This is a genomic window from Vibrio sp. QJM3NY_26 (assembly GCF_057786005.1).
Genome location: NZ_CM173515.1, coordinates 3,335,058 through 3,354,512 on the forward strand (window position 1 = coordinate 3,335,058; position 19,455 = coordinate 3,354,512).

At 47.1% G+C, this 19,455-nt stretch carries 9 protein-coding genes, 3 tRNA genes and 6 rRNA genes; 4 read left to right on the forward strand and 14 right to left on the reverse strand.

Going from position 1 to position 19,455, the window contains the following annotated elements; all coding sequences use genetic code 11:
• Positions 1 to 183: 183 nt before the first annotated feature.
• Genes hemC through AC3CH4_RS14960 form a run of 4 tightly spaced genes read left to right on the forward strand, consistent with a single transcriptional unit; the run spans position 184 to position 4,280 of the window.
• The gene (gene hemC, locus AC3CH4_RS14945; RefSeq protein ID WP_488543089.1) at positions 184 to 1,122 is read left to right on the forward strand and encodes a hydroxymethylbilane synthase; all 939 of its coding nucleotides are present in this window, start codon (positions 184 to 186) and stop codon (positions 1,120 to 1,122) included.
• A gap of 2 nt (positions 1,123 to 1,124) precedes the next feature.
• Positions 1,125 to 1,853 carry a uroporphyrinogen-III synthase gene (locus AC3CH4_RS14950; protein ID WP_017091152.1) on the forward strand — a complete coding sequence of 243 codons (729 nt, stop codon included), beginning with the start codon at positions 1,125 to 1,127 and terminating at the stop codon, positions 1,851 to 1,853.
• Between the two features lie 19 nt (positions 1,854 to 1,872).
• Positions 1,873 to 3,099 (forward strand): uroporphyrinogen-III C-methyltransferase, encoded by a 1,227-nt coding sequence (locus AC3CH4_RS14955; protein ID WP_488543090.1) that lies wholly within the window; start codon positions 1,873 to 1,875, stop codon positions 3,097 to 3,099.
• Positions 3,099 to 4,280 (forward strand): heme biosynthesis HemY N-terminal domain-containing protein, encoded by a 1,182-nt coding sequence (locus AC3CH4_RS14960; RefSeq protein ID WP_488543091.1) that lies wholly within the window; start codon positions 3,099 to 3,101, stop codon positions 4,278 to 4,280. The genes AC3CH4_RS14955 and AC3CH4_RS14960 overlap by 1 nt, the downstream gene beginning before the upstream one ends.
• A gap of 927 nt (positions 4,281 to 5,207) precedes the next feature.
• Here AC3CH4_RS14960 and AC3CH4_RS14965 read toward each other — a convergent pair.
• The 14 genes from AC3CH4_RS14965 to ubiD form a co-directional block, all read right to left on the reverse strand.
• A tRNA-Asp gene (locus tag AC3CH4_RS14965) sits at positions 5,208 to 5,284 on the reverse strand.
• Between the two features lie 67 nt (positions 5,285 to 5,351).
• Positions 5,352 to 5,467, reverse strand: a 5S ribosomal RNA gene (gene rrf, locus AC3CH4_RS14970).
• A 98-nt stretch (positions 5,468 to 5,565) separates the two neighbouring features.
• Positions 5,566 to 8,459 (reverse strand): 23S ribosomal RNA (locus tag AC3CH4_RS14975).
• 18 nt (positions 8,460 to 8,477) lie between these two features.
• Entirely contained in the window at positions 8,478 to 8,633 is a 156-nt protein-coding gene (locus AC3CH4_RS14980) for a hypothetical protein (RefSeq protein WP_226980799.1), read from the reverse strand.
• A gap of 128 nt (positions 8,634 to 8,761) precedes the next feature.
• Positions 8,762 to 8,837, reverse strand: a tRNA-Ala gene (locus AC3CH4_RS14985).
• 21 nt (positions 8,838 to 8,858) lie between these two features.
• Positions 8,859 to 8,935: transfer RNA gene (locus AC3CH4_RS14990), tRNA-Ile, on the reverse strand.
• Positions 8,936 to 9,001: 66 nt separating this feature from the next.
• Positions 9,002 to 10,556 (reverse strand): 16S ribosomal RNA (locus AC3CH4_RS14995).
• A 410-nt stretch (positions 10,557 to 10,966) separates the two neighbouring features.
• Positions 10,967 to 11,082: ribosomal RNA gene (gene rrf, locus AC3CH4_RS15000) — 5S ribosomal RNA — on the reverse strand.
• A gap of 98 nt (positions 11,083 to 11,180) precedes the next feature.
• A 23S ribosomal RNA gene (locus AC3CH4_RS15005) occupies positions 11,181 to 14,074 on the reverse strand.
• An 18-nt stretch (positions 14,075 to 14,092) separates the two neighbouring features.
• Positions 14,093 to 14,248: a hypothetical protein gene (locus AC3CH4_RS15010; protein WP_226980799.1), complete on the reverse strand. Its 156-nt coding sequence runs from the start codon at positions 14,246 to 14,248 to the stop codon at positions 14,093 to 14,095.
• A gap of 181 nt (positions 14,249 to 14,429) precedes the next feature.
• A 16S ribosomal RNA gene (locus tag AC3CH4_RS15015) occupies positions 14,430 to 15,984 on the reverse strand.
• Together the 16S, 23S and 5S rRNA genes with 3 tRNA genes alongside form the textbook arrangement of a ribosomal RNA operon.
• A gap of 579 nt (positions 15,985 to 16,563) precedes the next feature.
• Positions 16,564 to 17,277: an NAD(P)H-flavin reductase gene (gene fre, locus AC3CH4_RS15020; protein WP_146454387.1), complete on the reverse strand. Its 714-nt coding sequence runs from the start codon at positions 17,275 to 17,277 to the stop codon at positions 16,564 to 16,566.
• Positions 17,278 to 17,297: 20 nt separating this feature from the next.
• Positions 17,298 to 17,567, reverse strand: a complete 270-nt coding sequence (locus AC3CH4_RS15025; RefSeq protein ID WP_017081534.1) for a 2Fe-2S iron-sulfur cluster-binding protein — start codon at positions 17,565 to 17,567, stop codon at positions 17,298 to 17,300.
• Entirely contained in the window at positions 17,564 to 19,405 is a 1,842-nt protein-coding gene (ubiD, locus tag AC3CH4_RS15030; protein ID WP_017093290.1) for a 4-hydroxy-3-polyprenylbenzoate decarboxylase, read from the reverse strand. The genes AC3CH4_RS15025 and ubiD overlap by 4 nt, the downstream gene beginning before the upstream one ends.
• Between the last annotated feature and the right edge of the window lie 50 nt (positions 19,406 to 19,455).

Consider the following 19,455-nt stretch of genomic DNA (forward strand, 5'->3'; position numbering starts at 1 on the left):
GTAGTGTCCTCTTTATTACCTATTTCTAATAATAGCCCATGTTTCAAATGAGATACCAATCACACTATTTTGGTGAACTCATGAAAATCCCTCAGCTATCAAAGCATGGAATGATCAAACAGTAAGAATTTTCGCCTCACAATGGTAGGATTAGCCTATTACAGAACCTATATCGGAAACACCATGACAAATTCAGCACCAATCCGTATCGCGACCAGAAAAAGCCCTCTTGCCCTTTGGCAGGCATACTTTGTAAGGGATGCACTGCAAGCTGCTCACCCTGGTTTAGAGGTTGAGTTGGTAACTATGGTGACCAAAGGTGACATCATCCTAGATACCCCGCTGGCTAAAGTGGGTGGTAAAGGGCTGTTCGTTAAAGAACTCGAAGTAGCCATGCTAGAAGGCCGTGCTGACCTAGCCGTTCACTCAATGAAAGATGTACCGGTCGACTTCCCTGAAGGTCTAGGTCTAGTAACTATCTGTGAACGCGAAGACCCTCGTGATGCTTTCGTTTCAAACACTTGCAACAACATCGACGAGCTACCACAAGGTGCTGTCGTGGGTACGTGTAGCCTGCGTCGTCAATGTCAGTTGCTAGAATACCGCCCAGATCTGATCATCAAAGAACTGCGCGGCAATGTTGGTACTCGTCTAGGTAAACTCGATGATGGTCAATACGATGCGATCGTACTCGCTGCTGCAGGTCTTAAACGTCTAGAGCTAGAAGAGCGTATTCGTAGCTTCATCGAACCAGAGCAGTCTCTCCCTGCTGTTGGCCAAGGCGCTGTTGGTATTGAGTGTCGCCTTGATGACGAGCGTCTGATTAAACTCCTTGAACCACTGAATCATAAAGACACGGCTGATCGTGTACTGTGCGAACGTGCAATGAACCTTACCCTAGAAGGTGGTTGTCAGGTGCCTATCGGCAGCTACTCATTATTAGATGGCGATAATATCTGGCTACGTGCATTAGTAGGCGAACCAGATGGTTCTAAAATGGTTCGTGGTGAGATCTCTGGCCTTCGCAAAGATGCAGAAGCGCTTGGCGTTACTCTGGCAAATCAGTTGCTGGATGATGGCGCGAGAGAAATCTTAACCAAGCTCTACGCTGACCAAGAATAATCATGACAGTGTTGGTGACACGTCCCGGCTCAGAGGGACAATCGCTTTGCCAACAACTAGCGGATGAAGGGATTCAAGCAATCCATCATCCGCTTATTCGTATCGTTGATAATCCACACTCATCGGATTTAAGCACCCAGCTTAATAACAGCGATATCATTATTGCAGTCAGTCACCACGCTGTGACCGCTGCCCAAAGCATCCTTTCGAAAACTTCATCTATTTGGCCAACTTCGCCGCTTTATCTTGGCGTTGGTCAAAAAACTGCGCACGTTTTAAGCAAAGTTAGTAAACAAAAAGTAAACTATCCCCAAGTGAGTGATAGTGAACATCTTCTCAAACTTACTGAACTTAATGGCGTAGATAATAAATCCATTTTGATACTGCGTGGAAATGGTGGGCGTGAGCTCATTCGAGATTCTTTACTCAATCGAGGTGCACAAGTCTCTTATTGTGAGACCTACCGTAGAGAATATATTCCCATTAACGATCACAATATCTATCAAACATGGATAAACAAAAAAACGTCCAAAGTTGTCATCACTAGTCAGGAACAATTGGAGTATCTCTGCTCAATTACCCCTGATGAGTATTTGGCTTGGCTTTCAACGAGACAACTATTTGTCCCAAGCCAGCGCATAGTAGAACGAGCACAACAACTCGGTTTCTCGAACGTGACCAATACTCAAAGTGCTACGAACCAAATATTACTGGCTGCTCTCCGGCCCTAGCTAGAAACAGGAAATAAGCATGACAAGCAAAAAAAATAATGAGCATATTGAACCTGAAAAGAAACAAGACACTCAGCCAGTAGTTGTTGAAAACGAAAAAGCTGAATCTACAGAGACAAAACAGCCTGAAAAAAAACTTGATGCCTCTGCGTCAAATACGGTTCAAAGTGAACAGCCTCAAGTTGAGCATAAAGAGCAAATCGAGAAAGCAGAAAAGCAAGGTAAGCGCGGTGTCAAACTAGGCGCTATTGCGATCGCTATTTCTATTATTTTCAGTGGCGGTATCGCATTTCAAATGCAGCAAAAGAGCGCTGAGTACTCGGCTCAAATCTCGGCTCTTCAAACACAACTGCAAAATACCCAATCTGCAGTAAATAAAGACCTGCAAACCATCAAGCAAGAGACTATCCAAGAAGCTTCTCACGCAGTGGAGAAAACTCAGGTCGTACAATCCCAGCAACAAAAGAGTATTCAAAGTCTGCAGTTAGCAGTAGCTGACGTTAAAGGCCGTCGACCGAATGACTGGTTGCTTGCTGAAGCCGATTACCTAGTAAAACTAGCAGGTCGTAAGTTGTTCCTTGAGCATGATGCCGTTAGCGCAACCAAACTAATGGAAAGCGCCGATCAACGTATCGCCGCACTAAATGACCCAAGCTTAGTATCACTGCGCCAATCAATGACCAATGACATTACTAAGCTTCGCACTATCCCTCTTATCGACCGCGATGGCTTAGTTCTACGCATCACAAGTCTACAACAGCAAGTCGATACGCTACCGCTTGCCAATGCAATTCTTCCAGAAGCTGCTGTTGTTGAGAAAAAAGCGGTATCGAAAGATATTAATGATTGGCAGAACAACCTGATGACGTCGATGAAAGACTTCTCAGAAAACTTCATCACCTTCCGTAGTCGTGATGGTGAAGTCATCCCTCTACTCTCTCCTGAGCAACACTTCTACCTACGTGAGAATATCAAGGGAAAATTAGAGACCGCAATTCGCGCTGTCTACAAAGAGCAAGGTGATGTCTACAGTGCAGCACTTAATACCGCTAGCGAGTGGTCGAAAGCGTACCTAAACCAAGATAACAACTCAGTGATTGAATTTGAGAAGGCGATTAAACAGTTAAGTCATCAGAATATCTCTGTGAAATACCCTGTAAAACTTGAGTCTCAAAATGAGTTGTCAGATGTTATACGTGAGCGCCTACGTCGTGAAGTGACCGTTATGACCACGGAGGAGAAATAATGATTCGCTGGATTTTTCTTTTTCTCGTTCTAGGTGCCGGATTAGTTGTAGGTACCCAGTTCTCAGGTCAACAAGGTTATGTCCTGATCTCGATAGCAAATAAGACCATTGAGATGAGTGTGACAACACTGGTTATATTTGTCATTGCTCTTCTAGCTGCTCTATTCGGCTTGGAGTACCTATTCAAAAAGCTTATGTACGCAAGCTCAACGACTTGGAACTGGTTCAGTGTTCGTAAACTAAAACGCTCTCGTCGTTATACCAATGAAGGCATCATCAAGCTTCTTGAAGGTGATTGGAAAGGCGCAGAGAGGAAAGTAACTCGTTGGGCTAATCATCACGACATGCCTCTGCTTTGTTATTTAGTCGCTTCTCAAGCTGCTCATGAACAAGGTAATACGAGTGAGCGTGATAAGTACATCGAGCTCGCTAGCCAACAAGAGAACTCTCTACTGGCCGTTGAGCTAACTAAAGCAAAACAACAGATCAGTGAGTCGAACTACGAAGCGGCTTTCGATACACTTTCAACATTGAAAGGTTCGTACCCGAATAACACCGCTGTACTTGGCCTACTAAAAGCCACTTACATGCAGCTTAAACTCTGGCAGCCATTACTAGAGTTAACGCCTAAGCTGGCTAAAAACAAGCTTCTTACGGCTGATGAGCAAGTTGAGTTAGAACAAAAAGCACAATGCGGCTTGCTTCACGATGTGGCACAGCAGCAAGGTAGCGAAGGTTTAATCAGCCATTGGAACAAGCTTTCAAGAAAGCAGAAACAAAGCTCTCACCTTGTTTCCTGCTTTGTGAAGCAACTGATCGCTCGTAAAGCTGACTCAGAAGCCTTCACTGTGATCAAAGAGAACATTGCGAAAAGTGGTTCAAATGAGCTCTACATGTTGCTTCCAGAGCTTAACCTTGCCGATCACCACCCAGTCGTTGTGATGCTAGAGCGCGCCATCAGTAAAGATGGTGGCAATGCCGAAGCACACAGCGCATTGGCTCAGTTCTACTTAAGAGAACATAAGTGGGCAGAAGCACAAAGTCACTTTGAAAAAGCATTGGCACTTCGCTCTAATGTTTCAGATTACGGATACCTATCTGATGCACTAGAGAAGCAGAACTTAACCAAAGCAGCCCACGAAGTTTCTCGTAAGGCACTTGCTTTAGTTCAGCCAGCTTAAACTGATATAACTAACATGAAGCCGATGCCAAGCATCGGCTTTTTTGTATCTAGTGTTTACCTTAGATAACTTGCTAAGTACTAATAAGCGAACACTAGAGATGGTAGTAAAAGTCTTCCATCCAAATCCCTTCTCCACACCCAGCTTATTGCAGACCGAAGCACCGTCCATTTGTATATGGCCCACCTAGCTCGGAACAATCCATAAGTCACACATCTTGATCATTGGTTTTCAAATACTATTAATGCTTTATAAGTACTGATTTTAAGTCATGAGGTTAAATCTTAATGAAATCACCCTTAAGGTTTCCTAAAAAACCCTAAGGGATACTTTAGATCTATCCGTATGTGGTTTTTAGCAAATTATAAAACAAGCTGTTTAGAATCCATTTGAGCTGACTGACAACCTTTATATAGATTTTTGAAGGAATAACGATCAGATAGCTTGGTTTAAGATTGAAGAAGTGAATGTATAGCAGCCGAGTTTCAGACTCTAGACGAAATCAATTCTGGGACACAGCAAAACTCCGAAGTTTAAAGCGCGGCTTAATCATCACTCAACAGAAGTAATTAAGAAGCGACAGCTACTTAGAAAACTCCTGCTAACTTATTTATTAAGATCAATTTGTCATGTTAGAGCCCATAATCGCAAAGCCCTGCTATTGCTAAGACAGCTTTCTAATCAATCGTCGATTCAACGATTACTAGCCAAAACAACCTTTTACGGAAGTCAAAACCAAGAGTTAAAACTCATACCCCAGAAACGACGAAAGCCTAGTCGTCAGACTAAGCTTTCTAATAAGTAGCGGAATGGCCGGGTTGCGGACTTCAGGCAACCCCTTTGTGGGACTTATTCGGCCGAAGGGCAAAACACTTTTATTGAGATGTAAAAAAGCCCTGCTATTTCTAGCAGGGCTTTTCTAATAAGTGGCGGAGTGGACGGGACTCGAACCCGCGACCCCCGGCGTGACAGGCCGGTATTCTAACCAACTGAACTACCACTCCGCAGTGGTCAACTCACTAAGTGAGCGTCCATATCTCCAGGTCGGTCAACCTAAAGATTTAATTTAAAGCCTGGCGATGTCCTACTCTCACATGGGGAAACCCCACACTACCATCGGCGCTATTGTGTTTCACTTCTGAGTTCGGCATGGAATCAGGTGGGTCCACAATGCTATGGTCGCCAAGCAAATTTTAAAATTCGGAAAGCTTATCTAAAAGTTATTTCTCTTCAAACGCATTCAAGGTCTGGTATATCTGAGTCCACAAAACCCCTTGGGTGTTGTATGGTTAAGCCTCACGGGCAATTAGTACAGGTTAGCTCAATGCCTCGCAGCACTTACACACCCTGCCTATCAACGTCGTAGTCTACGACAACCCTTTAGGACACTTATAGTGCCAGGGAAAACTCATCTCAAGGCTCGCTTCCCGCTTAGATGCTTTCAGCGGTTATCGATTCCGAACTTAGCTACCGGGCAATGCCATTGGCATGACAACCCGAACACCAGAGGTTCGTCCACTCCGGTCCTCTCGTACTAGGAGCAGCCCCTTTCAATTTTCCAACGCCCACGGCAGATAGGGACCGAACTGTCTCACGACGTTCTAAACCCAGCTCGCGTACCACTTTAAATGGCGAACAGCCATACCCTTGGGACCGACTTCAGCCCCAGGATGTGATGAGCCGACATCGAGGTGCCAAACACCGCCGTCGATATGAACTCTTGGGCGGTATCAGCCTGTTATCCCCGGAGTACCTTTTATCCGTTGAGCGATGGCCCTTCCATTCAGAACCACCGGATCACTATGACCTGCTTTCGCACCTGCTCGAATTGTCATTCTCGCAGTCAAGCGGGCTTATGCCATTGCACTAACCACACGATGTCCAACCGTGTTTAGCCCACCTTCGTGCTCCTCCGTTACTCTTTGGGAGGAGACCGCCCCAGTCAAACTACCCACCAGGCACTGTCCGTAACCCCGATTCAGGGGCCAACGTTAGAACATCAAAACTACAAGGGTGGTATTTCAAGGACGACTCCATCACATCTAGCGACGCAATTTCATAGTCTCCCACCTATCCTACACATGTAGGTTCAATGTTCAGTGCCAAGCTGTAGTAAAGGTTCACGGGGTCTTTCCGTCTAGCCGCGGGTACACTGCATCTTCACAGCGATTTCAATTTCACTGAGTCTCGGGTGGAGACAGCGTGGCCATCATTACGCCATTCGTGCAGGTCGGAACTTACCCGACAAGGAATTTCGCTACCTTAGGACCGTTATAGTTACGGCCGCCGTTTACCGGGGCTTCGATCAAGAGCTTCGACCGAAGTCTAACCCCATCAATTAACCTTCCGGCACCGGGCAGGCGTCACACCGTATACGTCATCTTACGATTTTGCACAGTGCTGTGTTTTTAATAAACAGTTGCAGCCACCTGGTATCTGCGACTCTCGTCTGCTCCATCCGCAAGGGACTTCACTGATAAGAGCGTACCTTCTCCCGAAGTTACGGTACCATTTTGCCTAGTTCCTTCACCCGAGTTCTCTCAAGCGCCTTGGTATTCTCTACCCGACCACCTGTGTCGGTTTGGGGTACGATTCCTTACAATCTGAAGCTTAGAGGCTTTTCCTGGAAGCATGGCATCAATGACTTCACTACCGTAGTAGCTCGACATCGTATCTCAGCGTTAGTAGTGGTCCGGATTTACCTAAACCACCCGCCTACATACTTGAACCTGGACAACCGTCGCCAGGCCCACCTAGCCTTCTCCGTCCCCCCATCGCAATTGTAAGAAGTACGGGAATATTAACCCGTTTCCCATCGACTACGCCTTTCGGCCTCGCCTTAGGAGTCGACTTACCCTGCCCCGATTAACGTTGGACAGGAACCCTTGGTCTTCCGGCGAGGGAGTTTTTCACTCCCTTTATCGTTACTCATGTCAGCATTCGCACTTCTGATACCTCCAGCAGCCCTTACAGACCACCTTCAACGGCTTACAGAACGCTCCCCTACCCCACATACCCTAAGGTACGTAGCCGCAGCTTCGGTGTATAGCTTAGCCCCGTTACATCTTCCGCGCAGGCCGACTCGACCAGTGAGCTATTACGCTTTCTTTAAATGATGGCTGCTTCTAAGCCAACATCCTGGCTGTCTGAGCCTTCCCACATCGTTTCCCACTTAGCTATACTTTGGGACCTTAGCTGGCGGTCTGGGTTGTTTCCCTCTCCACGACGGACGTTAGCACCCGCCGTGTGTCTCCCGGATAGTACTTACTGGTATTCGGAGTTTGCAAAGGGTTGGTAAGTCGGGATGACCCCCTAGCCTTAACAGTGCTCTACCCCCAGTAGTATTCGTCCGAGGCGCTACCTAAATAGCTTTCGGGGAGAACCAGCTATCTCCAGGTTTGATTGGCCTTTCACCCCTAGCCACAAGTCATCCGCTAATTTTTCAACATTAGTCGGTTCGGTCCTCCAGTTGATGTTACTCAACCTTCAACCTGCCCATGGCTAGATCACCTGGTTTCGGGTCTAATCCTAGCAACTGTACGCCCAGTTAAGACTCGGTTTCCCTACGGCTCCCCTAAACGGTTAACCTTGCTACTAAAATTAAGTCGCTGACCCATTATACAAAAGGTACGCAGTCACACCACGAAGGTGCTCCTACTGCTTGTACGTACACGGTTTCAGGTTCTATTTCACTCCCCTCACAGGGGTTCTTTTCGCCTTTCCCTCACGGTACTGGTTCACTATCGGTCAGTCAGTAGTATTTAGCCTTGGAGGATGGTCCCCCCATATTCAGACAGGATATCACGTGTCCCGCCCTACTCGTTTTCACTGATTATGAGATGTCGACTACGGGGCTATCACCCTTTACTGCGGCACTTTCCAGAGCCTTCGTCTGTCTCATTAAAAGCTTAAGGGCTAATCCAATTTCGCTCGCCGCTACTTTCGGAATCTCGGTTGATTTCTCTTCCTCGGGGTACTTAGATGTTTCAGTTCCCCCGGTTTGCCTCCTGTTGCTATGTATTCACAACAGGATACTTGCTTATGCAAGTGGGTTTCCCCATTCAGGAATCCCAGACTCAAAAGGTTATTACTACCTAATCTGGGCTTATCGCAAGTTATTACGCCTTTCATCGCCTCTGACTGCCAAGGCATCCACCGTGTACGCTTAGTCACTTAACCATACAACCCGAAAGGGTCTTAGTGTATGGCAACTAACCAAGGTTTTTGGTTGTCATCAAGAAGGGTTAATTCTTGATAACTGTTTGCCGGACTCAATTGTGAATCAATGTAAACATTGATTCGAATACAAGACACTTGAATGTGTTTGTTGTGTTTACCAATAAAGGTAAACATTGAGAACTTTTAAATTTGATTTGAATTACTCGTAAGTAATCAAATCAGTCAGCTTTCCAAATTGTTAAAGAGCTAGATTCAAACTAATGAACCATTTTTAAATATTTTCAAATAAAAACACTTAAAGATGGTGGAGCTATGCGGGATCGAACCGCAGACCTCCTGCGTGCAAGGCAGGCGCTCTCCCAGCTGAGCTATAGCCCCATCTTTGTATCTAGTCGATATTGGTGGGTCTGAGTGGACTCGAACCACCGACCTCCCGCTTATCAGGCGAGCGCTCTAACCAGCTGAGCTACAGACCCAATATCGTCTCTTTTACTTTCTAAACCTAATCAATCTGTGTGGACACTCATCGTGGTATCTTCGTATAAGGAGGTGATCCAGCCCCAGGTTCCCCTAGGGCTACCTTGTTACGACTTCACCCCAGTCATGAACCACAAAGTGGTGAGCGTCCTCCTCGAAAGGTTAAACTACCCACTTCTTTTGCAGCCCACTCCCATGGTGTGACGGGCGGTGTGTACAAGGCCCGGGAACGTATTCACCGTGACATTCTGATTCACGATTACTAGCGATTCCGACTTCATGGAGTCGAGTTGCAGACTCCAATCCGGACTACGACGCACTTTTTGGGATTCGCTCACTATCGCTAGCTTGCTGCCCTCTGTATGCGCCATTGTAGCACGTGTGTAGCCCTACTCGTAAGGGCCATGATGACTTGACGTCGTCCCCACCTTCCTCCGGTTTATCACCGGCAGTCTCCCTGGAGTTCCCGACATTACTCGCTGGCAAACAAGGATAAGGGTTGCGCTCGTTGCGGGACTTAACCCAACATTTCACAACACGAGCTGACGACAGCCATGCAGCACCTGTCTCAGAGTTCCCGAAGGCACACCTGCGTCTCCGCTGGCTTCTCTGGATGTCAAGAGTAGGTAAGGTTCTTCGCGTTGCATCGAATTAAACCACATGCTCCACCGCTTGTGCGGGCCCCCGTCAATTCATTTGAGTTTTAATCTTGCGACCGTACTCCCCAGGCGGTCTACTTAACGCGTTAGCTCCGAAAGCCACGGCTCAAGGCCACAACCTCCAAGTAGACATCGTTTACGGCGTGGACTACCAGGGTATCTAATCCTGTTTGCTCCCCACGCTTTCGCATCTGAGTGTCAGTGTCTGTCCAGGGGGCCGCCTTCGCCACTGGTATTCCTTCAGATCTCTACGCATTTCACCGCTACACCTGAAATTCTACCCCCCTCTACAGCACTCTAGTTCACCAGTTTCAAATGCAGTTCCGAGGTTGAGCCCCGGGCTTTCACATCTGACTTAATGAACCACCTGCATGCGCTTTACGCCCAGTAATTCCGATTAACGCTCGCACCCTCCGTATTACCGCGGCTGCTGGCACGGAGTTAGCCGGTGCTTCTTCTGTTGCTAACGTCAAGATGCGCAGCTATTAACTACACACCCTTCCTCACAACTGAAAGTACTTTACAACCCGAAGGCCTTCTTCATACACGCGGCATGGCTGCATCAGGCTTTCGCCCATTGTGCAATATTCCCCACTGCTGCCTCCCGTAGGAGTCTGGACCGTGTCTCAGTTCCAGTGTGGCTGATCATCCTCTCAGACCAGCTAGGGATCGTCGCCTTGGTGAGCCATTACCTCACCAACTAGCTAATCCCACCTAGGCATATCTTGACGCGAGAGGCCCGAAGGTCCCCCTCTTTGGCCCGTAGGCATTATGCGGTATTAGCCATCGTTTCCAATGGTTATCCCCCACATCAAGGCAATTTCCTAGGCATTACTCACCCGTCCGCCGCTCGACGCCCATTAACGCACCCGAAGGATTGTTAGTGTCGTTTCCGCTCGACTTGCATGTGTTAGGCCTGCCGCCAGCGTTCAATCTGAGCCATGATCAAACTCTTCAATTTAAGATTTTGTGACTCAACGAATACTGACTTCAAAACTAATATTCATGTAAACATGAACATGTAATTCTAAAGCTATTACCATTCCAACAGAATGGTAATGAATTGACTGTGCCAAATAACCGAAGTTATTCGTATTGGTCACTCAGTTCATTGAAATCAAGTTTGTTACCGAAGTAACTGTTTTACCCAAAGGATAAAACGTTTTGATATTCATCAACGAGTGCCCACACAGATTGATAGGTTTAAATTGTTAAAGAGCGTGTTCTCTAAAAAGAGAACGCTTTCAGTGTCTTAGCACGTAAGCAGGACGCGTATAATACGCTTTCCACTTTGAAAGTCAACATAAAATACTAAGAAAACTTAGAACTCTATGGTGACTTGTCTATTAAATAGACAAATTCGAAATTAAAGCCTGGCGATGTCCTACTCTCACATGGGGAAACCCCACACTACCATCGGCGCTATTGTGTTTCACTTCTGAGTTCGGCATGGAATCAGGTGGGTCCACAATGCTATGGTCGCCAAGCAAATTTTAAAATTCGGAAAGCTTATCTAAAAGTTATTTCTCTTCAAACGCATTCAAGGTCTGGTATATCTGAGTCCACAAAACCCCTTGGGTGTTGTATGGTTAAGCCTCACGGGCAATTAGTACAGGTTAGCTCAATGCCTCGCAGCACTTACACACCCTGCCTATCAACGTCGTAGTCTACGACAACCCTTTAGGACACTTATAGTGCCAGGGAAAACTCATCTCAAGGCTCGCTTCCCGCTTAGATGCTTTCAGCGGTTATCGATTCCGAACTTAGCTACCGGGCAATGCCATTGGCATGACAACCCGAACACCAGAGGTTCGTCCACTCCGGTCCTCTCGTACTAGGAGCAGCCCCTTTCAATTTTCCAACGCCCACGGCAGATAGGGACCGAACTGTCTCACGACGTTCTAAACCCAGCTCGCGTACCACTTTAAATGGCGAACAGCCATACCCTTGGGACCGACTTCAGCCCCAGGATGTGATGAGCCGACATCGAGGTGCCAAACACCGCCGTCGATATGAACTCTTGGGCGGTATCAGCCTGTTATCCCCGGAGTACCTTTTATCCGTTGAGCGATGGCCCTTCCATTCAGAACCACCGGATCACTATGACCTGCTTTCGCACCTGCTCGAATTGTCATTCTCGCAGTCAAGCGGGCTTATGCCATTGCACTAACCACACGATGTCCAACCGTGTTTAGCCCACCTTCGTGCTCCTCCGTTACTCTTTGGGAGGAGACCGCCCCAGTCAAACTACCCACCAGGCACTGTCCGTAACCCCGATTCAGGGGCCAACGTTAGAACATCAAAACTACAAGGGTGGTATTTCAAGGACGACTCCATCACATCTAGCGACGCAATTTCATAGTCTCCCACCTATCCTACACATGTAGGTTCAATGTTCAGTGCCAAGCTGTAGTAAAGGTTCACGGGGTCTTTCCGTCTAGCCGCGGGTACACTGCATCTTCACAGCGATTTCAATTTCACTGAGTCTCGGGTGGAGACAGCGTGGCCATCATTACGCCATTCGTGCAGGTCGGAACTTACCCGACAAGGAATTTCGCTACCTTAGGACCGTTATAGTTACGGCCGCCGTTTACCGGGGCTTCGATCAAGAGCTTCGACCGAAGTCTAACCCCATCAATTAACCTTCCGGCACCGGGCAGGCGTCACACCGTATACGTCATCTTACGATTTTGCACAGTGCTGTGTTTTTAATAAACAGTTGCAGCCACCTGGTATCTGCGACTCTCGTCTGCTCCATCCGCAAGGGACTTCACTGATAAGAGCGTACCTTCTCCCGAAGTTACGGTACCATTTTGCCTAGTTCCTTCACCCGAGTTCTCTCAAGCGCCTTGGTATTCTCTACCCGACCACCTGTGTCGGTTTGGGGTACGATTCCTTACAATCTGAAGCTTAGAGGCTTTTCCTGGAAGCATGGCATCAATGACTTCACTACCGTAGTAGCTCGACATCGTATCTCAGCGTTAGTAGTGGTCCGGATTTACCTAAACCACCCGCCTACATACTTGAACCTGGACAACCGTCGCCAGGCCCACCTAGCCTTCTCCGTCCCCCCATCGCAATTGTAAGAAGTACGGGAATATTAACCCGTTTCCCATCGACTACGCCTTTCGGCCTCGCCTTAGGAGTCGACTTACCCTGCCCCGATTAACGTTGGACAGGAACCCTTGGTCTTCCGGCGAGGGAGTTTTTCACTCCCTTTATCGTTACTCATGTCAGCATTCGCACTTCTGATACCTCCAGCAGCCCTTACAGACCACCTTCAACGGCTTACAGAACGCTCCCCTACCCCACATACCCTAAGGTACGTAGCCGCAGCTTCGGTGTATAGCTTAGCCCCGTTACATCTTCCGCGCAGGCCGACTCGACCAGTGAGCTATTACGCTTTCTTTAAATGATGGCTGCTTCTAAGCCAACATCCTGGCTGTCTGAGCCTTCCCACATCGTTTCCCACTTAGCTATACTTTGGGACCTTAGCTGGCGGTCTGGGTTGTTTCCCTCTCCACGACGGACGTTAGCACCCGCCGTGTGTCTCCCGGATAGTACTTACTGGTATTCGGAGTTTGCAAAGGGTTGGTAAGTCGGGATGACCCCCTAGCCTTAACAGTGCTCTACCCCCAGTAGTATTCGTCCGAGGCGCTACCTAAATAGCTTTCGGGGAGAACCAGCTATCTCCAGGTTTGATTGGCCTTTCACCCCTAGCCACAAGTCATCCGCTAATTTTTCAACATTAGTCGGTTCGGTCCTCCAGTTGATGTTACTCAACCTTCAACCTGCCCATGGCTAGATCACCTGGTTTCGGGTCTAATCCTAGCAACTGTACGCCCAGTTAAGACTCGGTTTCCCTACGGCTCCCCTAAACGGTTAACCTTGCTACTAAAATTAAGTCGCTGACCCATTATACAAAAGGTACGCAGTCACACCACGAAGGTGCTCCTACTGCTTGTACGTACACGGTTTCAGGTTCTATTTCACTCCCCTCACAGGGGTTCTTTTCGCCTTTCCCTCACGGTACTGGTTCACTATCGGTCAGTCAGTAGTATTTAGCCTTGGAGGATGGTCCCCCCATATTCAGACAGGATATCACGTGTCCCGCCCTACTCGTTTTCACTGATTATGAGATGTCGACTACGGGGCTATCACCCTTTACTGCGGCACTTTCCAGAGCCTTCGTCTGTCTCATTAAAAGCTTAAGGGCTAATCCAATTTCGCTCGCCGCTACTTTCGGAATCTCGGTTGATTTCTCTTCCTCGGGGTACTTAGATGTTTCAGTTCCCCCGGTTTGCCTCCTGTTGCTATGTATTCACAACAGGATACTTGCTTATGCAAGTGGGTTTCCCCATTCAGGAATCCCAGACTCAAAAGGTTATTACTACCTAATCTGGGCTTATCGCAAGTTATTACGCCTTTCATCGCCTCTGACTGCCAAGGCATCCACCGTGTACGCTTAGTCACTTAACCATACAACCCGAAAGGGTCTTAGTGTATGGCAACTAACCAAGGTTTTTGGTTGTCATCAAGAAGGGTTAATTCTTGATAACTGTTTGCCGGACTCAATTGTGAATCAATGTAAACATTGATTCGAATACAAGACACTTGAATGTGTTTGTTGTGTTTACCAATAAAGGTAAACATTGAGAACTTTTAAATTTGATTTGAATTACTCGTAAGTAATCAAATCAGTCAGCTTTCCAAATTGTTAAAGAGCATAAAGCAAAAAGCTTTAATCAATAACTTACGTTATTAATTAAAGCTCTGGCTTTAACTAAATCTAAACCATCAATCTGTGTGGACACTCATCGTAAGTATCTTCGTATAAGGAGGTGATCCAGCCCCAGGTTCCCCTAGGGCTACCTTGTTACGACTTCACCCCAGTCATGAACCACAAAGTGGTGAGCGTCCTCCTCGAAAGGTTAAACTACCCACTTCTTTTGCAGCCCACTCCCATGGTGTGACGGGCGGTGTGTACAAGGCCCGGGAACGTATTCACCGTGACATTCTGATTCACGATTACTAGCGATTCCGACTTCATGGAGTCGAGTTGCAGACTCCAATCCGGACTACGACGCACTTTTTGGGATTCGCTCACTATCGCTAGCTTGCTGCCCTCTGTATGCGCCATTGTAGCACGTGTGTAGCCCTACTCGTAAGGGCCATGATGACTTGACGTCGTCCCCACCTTCCTCCGGTTTATCACCGGCAGTCTCCCTGGAGTTCCCGACATTACTCGCTGGCAAACAAGGATAAGGGTTGCGCTCGTTGCGGGACTTAACCCAACATTTCACAACACGAGCTGACGACAGCCATGCAGCACCTGTCTCAGAGTTCCCGAAGGCACACCTGCGTCTCCGCTGGCTTCTCTGGATGTCAAGAGTAGGTAAGGTTCTTCGCGTTGCATCGAATTAAACCACATGCTCCACCGCTTGTGCGGGCCCCCGTCAATTCATTTGAGTTTTAATCTTGCGACCGTACTCCCCAGGCGGTCTACTTAACGCGTTAGCTCCGAAAGCCACGGCTCAAGGCCACAACCTCCAAGTAGACATCGTTTACGGCGTGGACTACCAGGGTATCTAATCCTGTTTGCTCCCCACGCTTTCGCATCTGAGTGTCAGTGTCTGTCCAGGGGGCCGCCTTCGCCACTGGTATTCCTTCAGATCTCTACGCATTTCACCGCTACACCTGAAATTCTACCCCCCTCTACAGCACTCTAGTTCACCAGTTTCAAATGCAGTTCCGAGGTTGAGCCCCGGGCTTTCACATCTGACTTAATGAACCACCTGCATGCGCTTTACGCCCAGTAATTCCGATTAACGCTCGCACCCTCCGTATTACCGCGGCTGCTGGCACGGAGTTAGCCGGTGCTTCTTCTGTTGCTAACGTCAAGATGCGCAGCTATTAACTACACACCCTTCCTCACAACTGAAAGTACTTTACAACCCGAAGGCCTTCTTCATACACGCGGCATGGCTGCATCAGGCTTTCGCCCATTGTGCAATATTCCCCACTGCTGCCTCCCGTAGGAGTCTGGACCGTGTCTCAGTTCCAGTGTGGCTGATCATCCTCTCAGACCAGCTAGGGATCGTCGCCTTGGTGAGCCATTACCTCACCAACTAGCTAATCCCACCTAGGCATATCTTGACGCGAGAGGCCCGAAGGTCCCCCTCTTTGGCCCGTAGGCATTATGCGGTATTAGCCATCGTTTCCAATGGTTATCCCCCACATCAAGGCAATTTCCTAGGCATTACTCACCCGTCCGCCGCTCGACGCCCATTAACGCACCCGAAGGATTGTTAGTGTCGTTTCCGCTCGACTTGCATGTGTTAGGCCTGCCGCCAGCGTTCAATCTGAGCCATGATCAAACTCTTCAATTTAAGATTTTGTGACTCAACGAATACTGACTTCAAAACTAATATTCATGTAAACATGAACATGTAATTCTAAAGCTATTACCATTCCAACAGAATGGTAATGAATTGACTGTGCCAAATAACCCCTCTCTATAAAGAAAGTAATTATTCGTATTGGTCACTCAGTTCATTGAAATCAAGTTTGTTACCGAAGTAACTGTTACTACCTAAGTAATAACGTTTTGATATTCATCAACGAGTGCCCACACAGATTGATAGGTTTAAATTGTTAAAGAGCTTCACTTGTTGAGCGTTCCTTTTAAGTAAGGAGCCTCTCGAAGTGGACGGCCATTCTAGCGAATTAACATTCAGTGTCAAACACTTTTTGAAAATTAATTTTTGTCGCTTTCCGTCTGACTGATTCTTGCTGAAGCCTTGTGGCGTCTGCCGTCTCAGTGGTGTCGCATTATAGGGAACCCACTCAGCTTAGCAACTACTTTTTCATGAAAAATGAATAAATAGAGCTTAAGTGCCTAATAGTTCACCTAAACGGAAAAAAGAGAGCATTTCTGCTCTCTTTTTGCTCTAAATCTAAAAGTATTCTTAGATAAACGCGTAAGCATCTGCGTACATATGGTCACGCTTTGCTTCTTTATTCTGAGTAAACAAGTCTCTTGCAGCACCTGCCATTTCGAAACGACCCGCAATGTAGATATCGAAATCAGCTAATGATTCGAAACTTTGCGTGATTGCTTCTAATACATTACCCGTTTGACCGTGCCAAACTTCAGGTGCTTCTTCTACTACTGGTACAAAATGCACATTGCTGTGTTTTGCTGCAATGTCGACAAGCTCTTCTTTCGCATACAGCTGACACTCATCTTTTGCACCCCAGTATAGATGAATCTCTTTTTTACTGTTCTGCGCGATGCAGTGATCGAGAATAGAGCGCACGTAGCTAAAGCCAGTACCACCAGCAATGAGTAACAGAGGACGATCGCTTTCTTCTTTAACCCACGCATCACCGTGCGGAGCATCAATAGCTATATCGCCACCTTCAGCTTGCGCTTTCTTCATTGCCTCAACGACTTCTGAAGCGTAAGCATTGTGCTCAGCTGCACCAATGTGTAACTCAAGCTCGCCTTCATGGCGACAAGGGCTGCTTGCAATCGAAAATGGACGCTTATCTTTCTCGCCCATTTCAACCATCAGATATTGGCCCGCTTTAAAAGCGACCGGTGTTTCTGGGTGAAGTAGGATTTGGTAAGTATTACAAGCCAAAGGCTCGATAGACTTCACTTTACATTTAATAGTCATGTTCTTCCTCTTACTAACCCTTAATCGGCAAAGGTTAGAACTAAATTACTTTCTGCAAATGCTTGGCAAGCAAAAATCCAACCTTGTTGCTGCTCTTTCTCTGTAAGCATGGGTTCAAGATGGTAACTCACTTGCCCTTCTAATTTTCTGCACATACACATCGCGCATGCGCCGACTTGGCAACGGTTTGGGAAATAGATATCGCTGTTGAGCGCAGCATCCAAGACCGTTTGCCCTTTTTCTACGGTAAAACTGATGTTTTCTGGGTATAAGACTACTTGGTAGCTCATGAAATTCCTAGCTGTTCCCAGATGCTATCAATCTTTTTAACGACATCAGGATCTTTTGTGATTGGAACACCCCACTCACGCAGGCATTCGCCTTCCCACTTATTGGTCGCATCTAGACCCATTTTTGAGTGTCCTGTTTCATTCTGTAGGAACAACGTATCTCTGGCCGGATCCATTCTTGTGGTCACCGCCCAAATAATGTCATTCCAATCACTCACGTTGACATCGCCGTCACACACGATAACAAACTTGTTCTCATCAAATTGAGACCAAACCGCTTCCATGATTTTCTTACCATTACCTGCAGCTTGCTTATCAATAGACACCACAACCATGTTGGCATTATCGTTTTGCAGGTGAATATCAATAATTTCAGGTTGAGTCTTGGTTAACTCAGCTAAGCTGCCCTCTATATGTTCACTATTTACAGGTGCTGATTCGACATCTGGCGATAGTGCTAACTCTGCATCCCACTTCTTAGTGATGTCTAGGCCCATCTTAGAACCTAACCCAACCACAGGTGATGCAAAATCCAATGAATCGATCGGCGTGTTCTCTATCATCAGGCTATCGCGTGACGGATCCATATGTTCACACATAGCAGCGGTCACTTGAGACCAGTCTCGTGCATTCACATCTTCATCGCACACCAATACAAACTTGGTGTACATGAATTGGCGTAAGAAAGACCATACACCCATCATCACTCGCTTAGCGTGACCTGGGTATTGCTTCTTCATGGTCACTACAGCCATTCGGTATGAACAACCTTCAGGCGGTAGATAGAAGTCTTCAATCTCTGGAAACTGCTTTTGAAGAATAGGAACAAACACTTCATTGAGCGCAACACCCAATACCGCAGGCTCATCAGGTGGACGGCCAGTATAGGTGCTGTGGTAGATAGGGTTTTCGCGCATGGTTACATGAGTAATAGTGAACACATGGTGCTTTTCTTTCTCGTTGTAGTAACCAGTATGATCTCCGTAAGGCCCTTCGTCCGCGAACTCATTCGGGTCGATGTAACCTTCCATCACGATTTCCGCACTTGCAGGAACGTCTAAATCATTGCTGATTGATTTAACAACCTCAGTTTTACTACCGCGTAGTAAGCCTGCAAACGCGTATTCCGATAAAGTATCCGGCACTGGCGTAACCGCACCAAGAATGGTGGCAGGATCTGCTCCAAACGCTACAGAAACTGGGAATGGTTTACCTGGGTTAGTTTCCATCCAATCACGCAGATCAAGCGCTCCACCACGGTGGGCTAACCAACGCATAATGACCTTATTCTTGCCGATTTTTTGCTGGCGATAGATGCCTAAGTTTTGGCGTTTCTTATTAGGGCCGCGAGTAACCGTTAATCCCCATGTTAGCAACGGCGCGACATCGTCGGCCCAACAGCTCATCACGGGAATTTTATCAAGGTCGACGTCATCACCCTGCCATATCACTTGTTGGCATGCCGCTTTACGAAGACGTTTAGCTGGCATATTTAAGACTTGCTTAAACACCGGCAGTTTATCAAGAGCATCTTTAAAGCCTTTTGGTGGCTCAGGTTCCTTTAGGTAAGCTAACAACTTACCCACTTCACGCAGTTCTTTCACTTCCTGACGACCCATACCAATAGCCACACGATTAGGTGTACCAAATAGATTGGTTAAAACAGGCATGTCATAGCCTATTGGGTTTTCAAACAAAAGAGCCGGGCCACCAGCACGTAGAGTACGGTCGCTAATCTCGGTCATTTCATAGTCTGGATCGACTGGGTGAGAAATGCGTTTCAACTGACCAATACTTTCAAGATGGTCGATAAAATCACGTAAATCTTTAAAACTCATAGGACTTCTACATGCTGATTATTCTGCGCTCAGTATATCAAAAAGGGTGA

Coding starts and splice junctions, on each gene's coding strand:
- AC3CH4_RS14980 (WP_226980799.1), bottom strand. CDS start 8,633: ATGTTTACCTTTATTGGTAAACACAACAAACACATTCAAGTGTCTTGT.
- hemC (WP_488543089.1), top strand. CDS start 184: ATGACAAATTCAGCACCAATCCGTATCGCGACCAGAAAAAGCCCTCTT.
- fre (WP_146454387.1), bottom strand. CDS start 17,277: ATGACTATTAAATGTAAAGTGAAGTCTATCGAGCCTTTGGCTTGTAAT.
- AC3CH4_RS15025 (WP_017081534.1), bottom strand. CDS start 17,567: ATGAGCTACCAAGTAGTCTTATACCCAGAAAACATCAGTTTTACCGTA.
- ubiD (WP_017093290.1), bottom strand. CDS start 19,405: ATGAGTTTTAAAGATTTACGTGATTTTATCGACCATCTTGAAAGTATT.
- AC3CH4_RS14950 (WP_017091152.1), top strand. CDS start 1,125: ATGACAGTGTTGGTGACACGTCCCGGCTCAGAGGGACAATCGCTTTGC.
- AC3CH4_RS15010 (WP_226980799.1), bottom strand. CDS start 14,248: ATGTTTACCTTTATTGGTAAACACAACAAACACATTCAAGTGTCTTGT.
- AC3CH4_RS14955 (WP_488543090.1), top strand. CDS start 1,873: ATGACAAGCAAAAAAAATAATGAGCATATTGAACCTGAAAAGAAACAA.
- AC3CH4_RS14960 (WP_488543091.1), top strand. CDS start 3,099: ATGATTCGCTGGATTTTTCTTTTTCTCGTTCTAGGTGCCGGATTAGTT.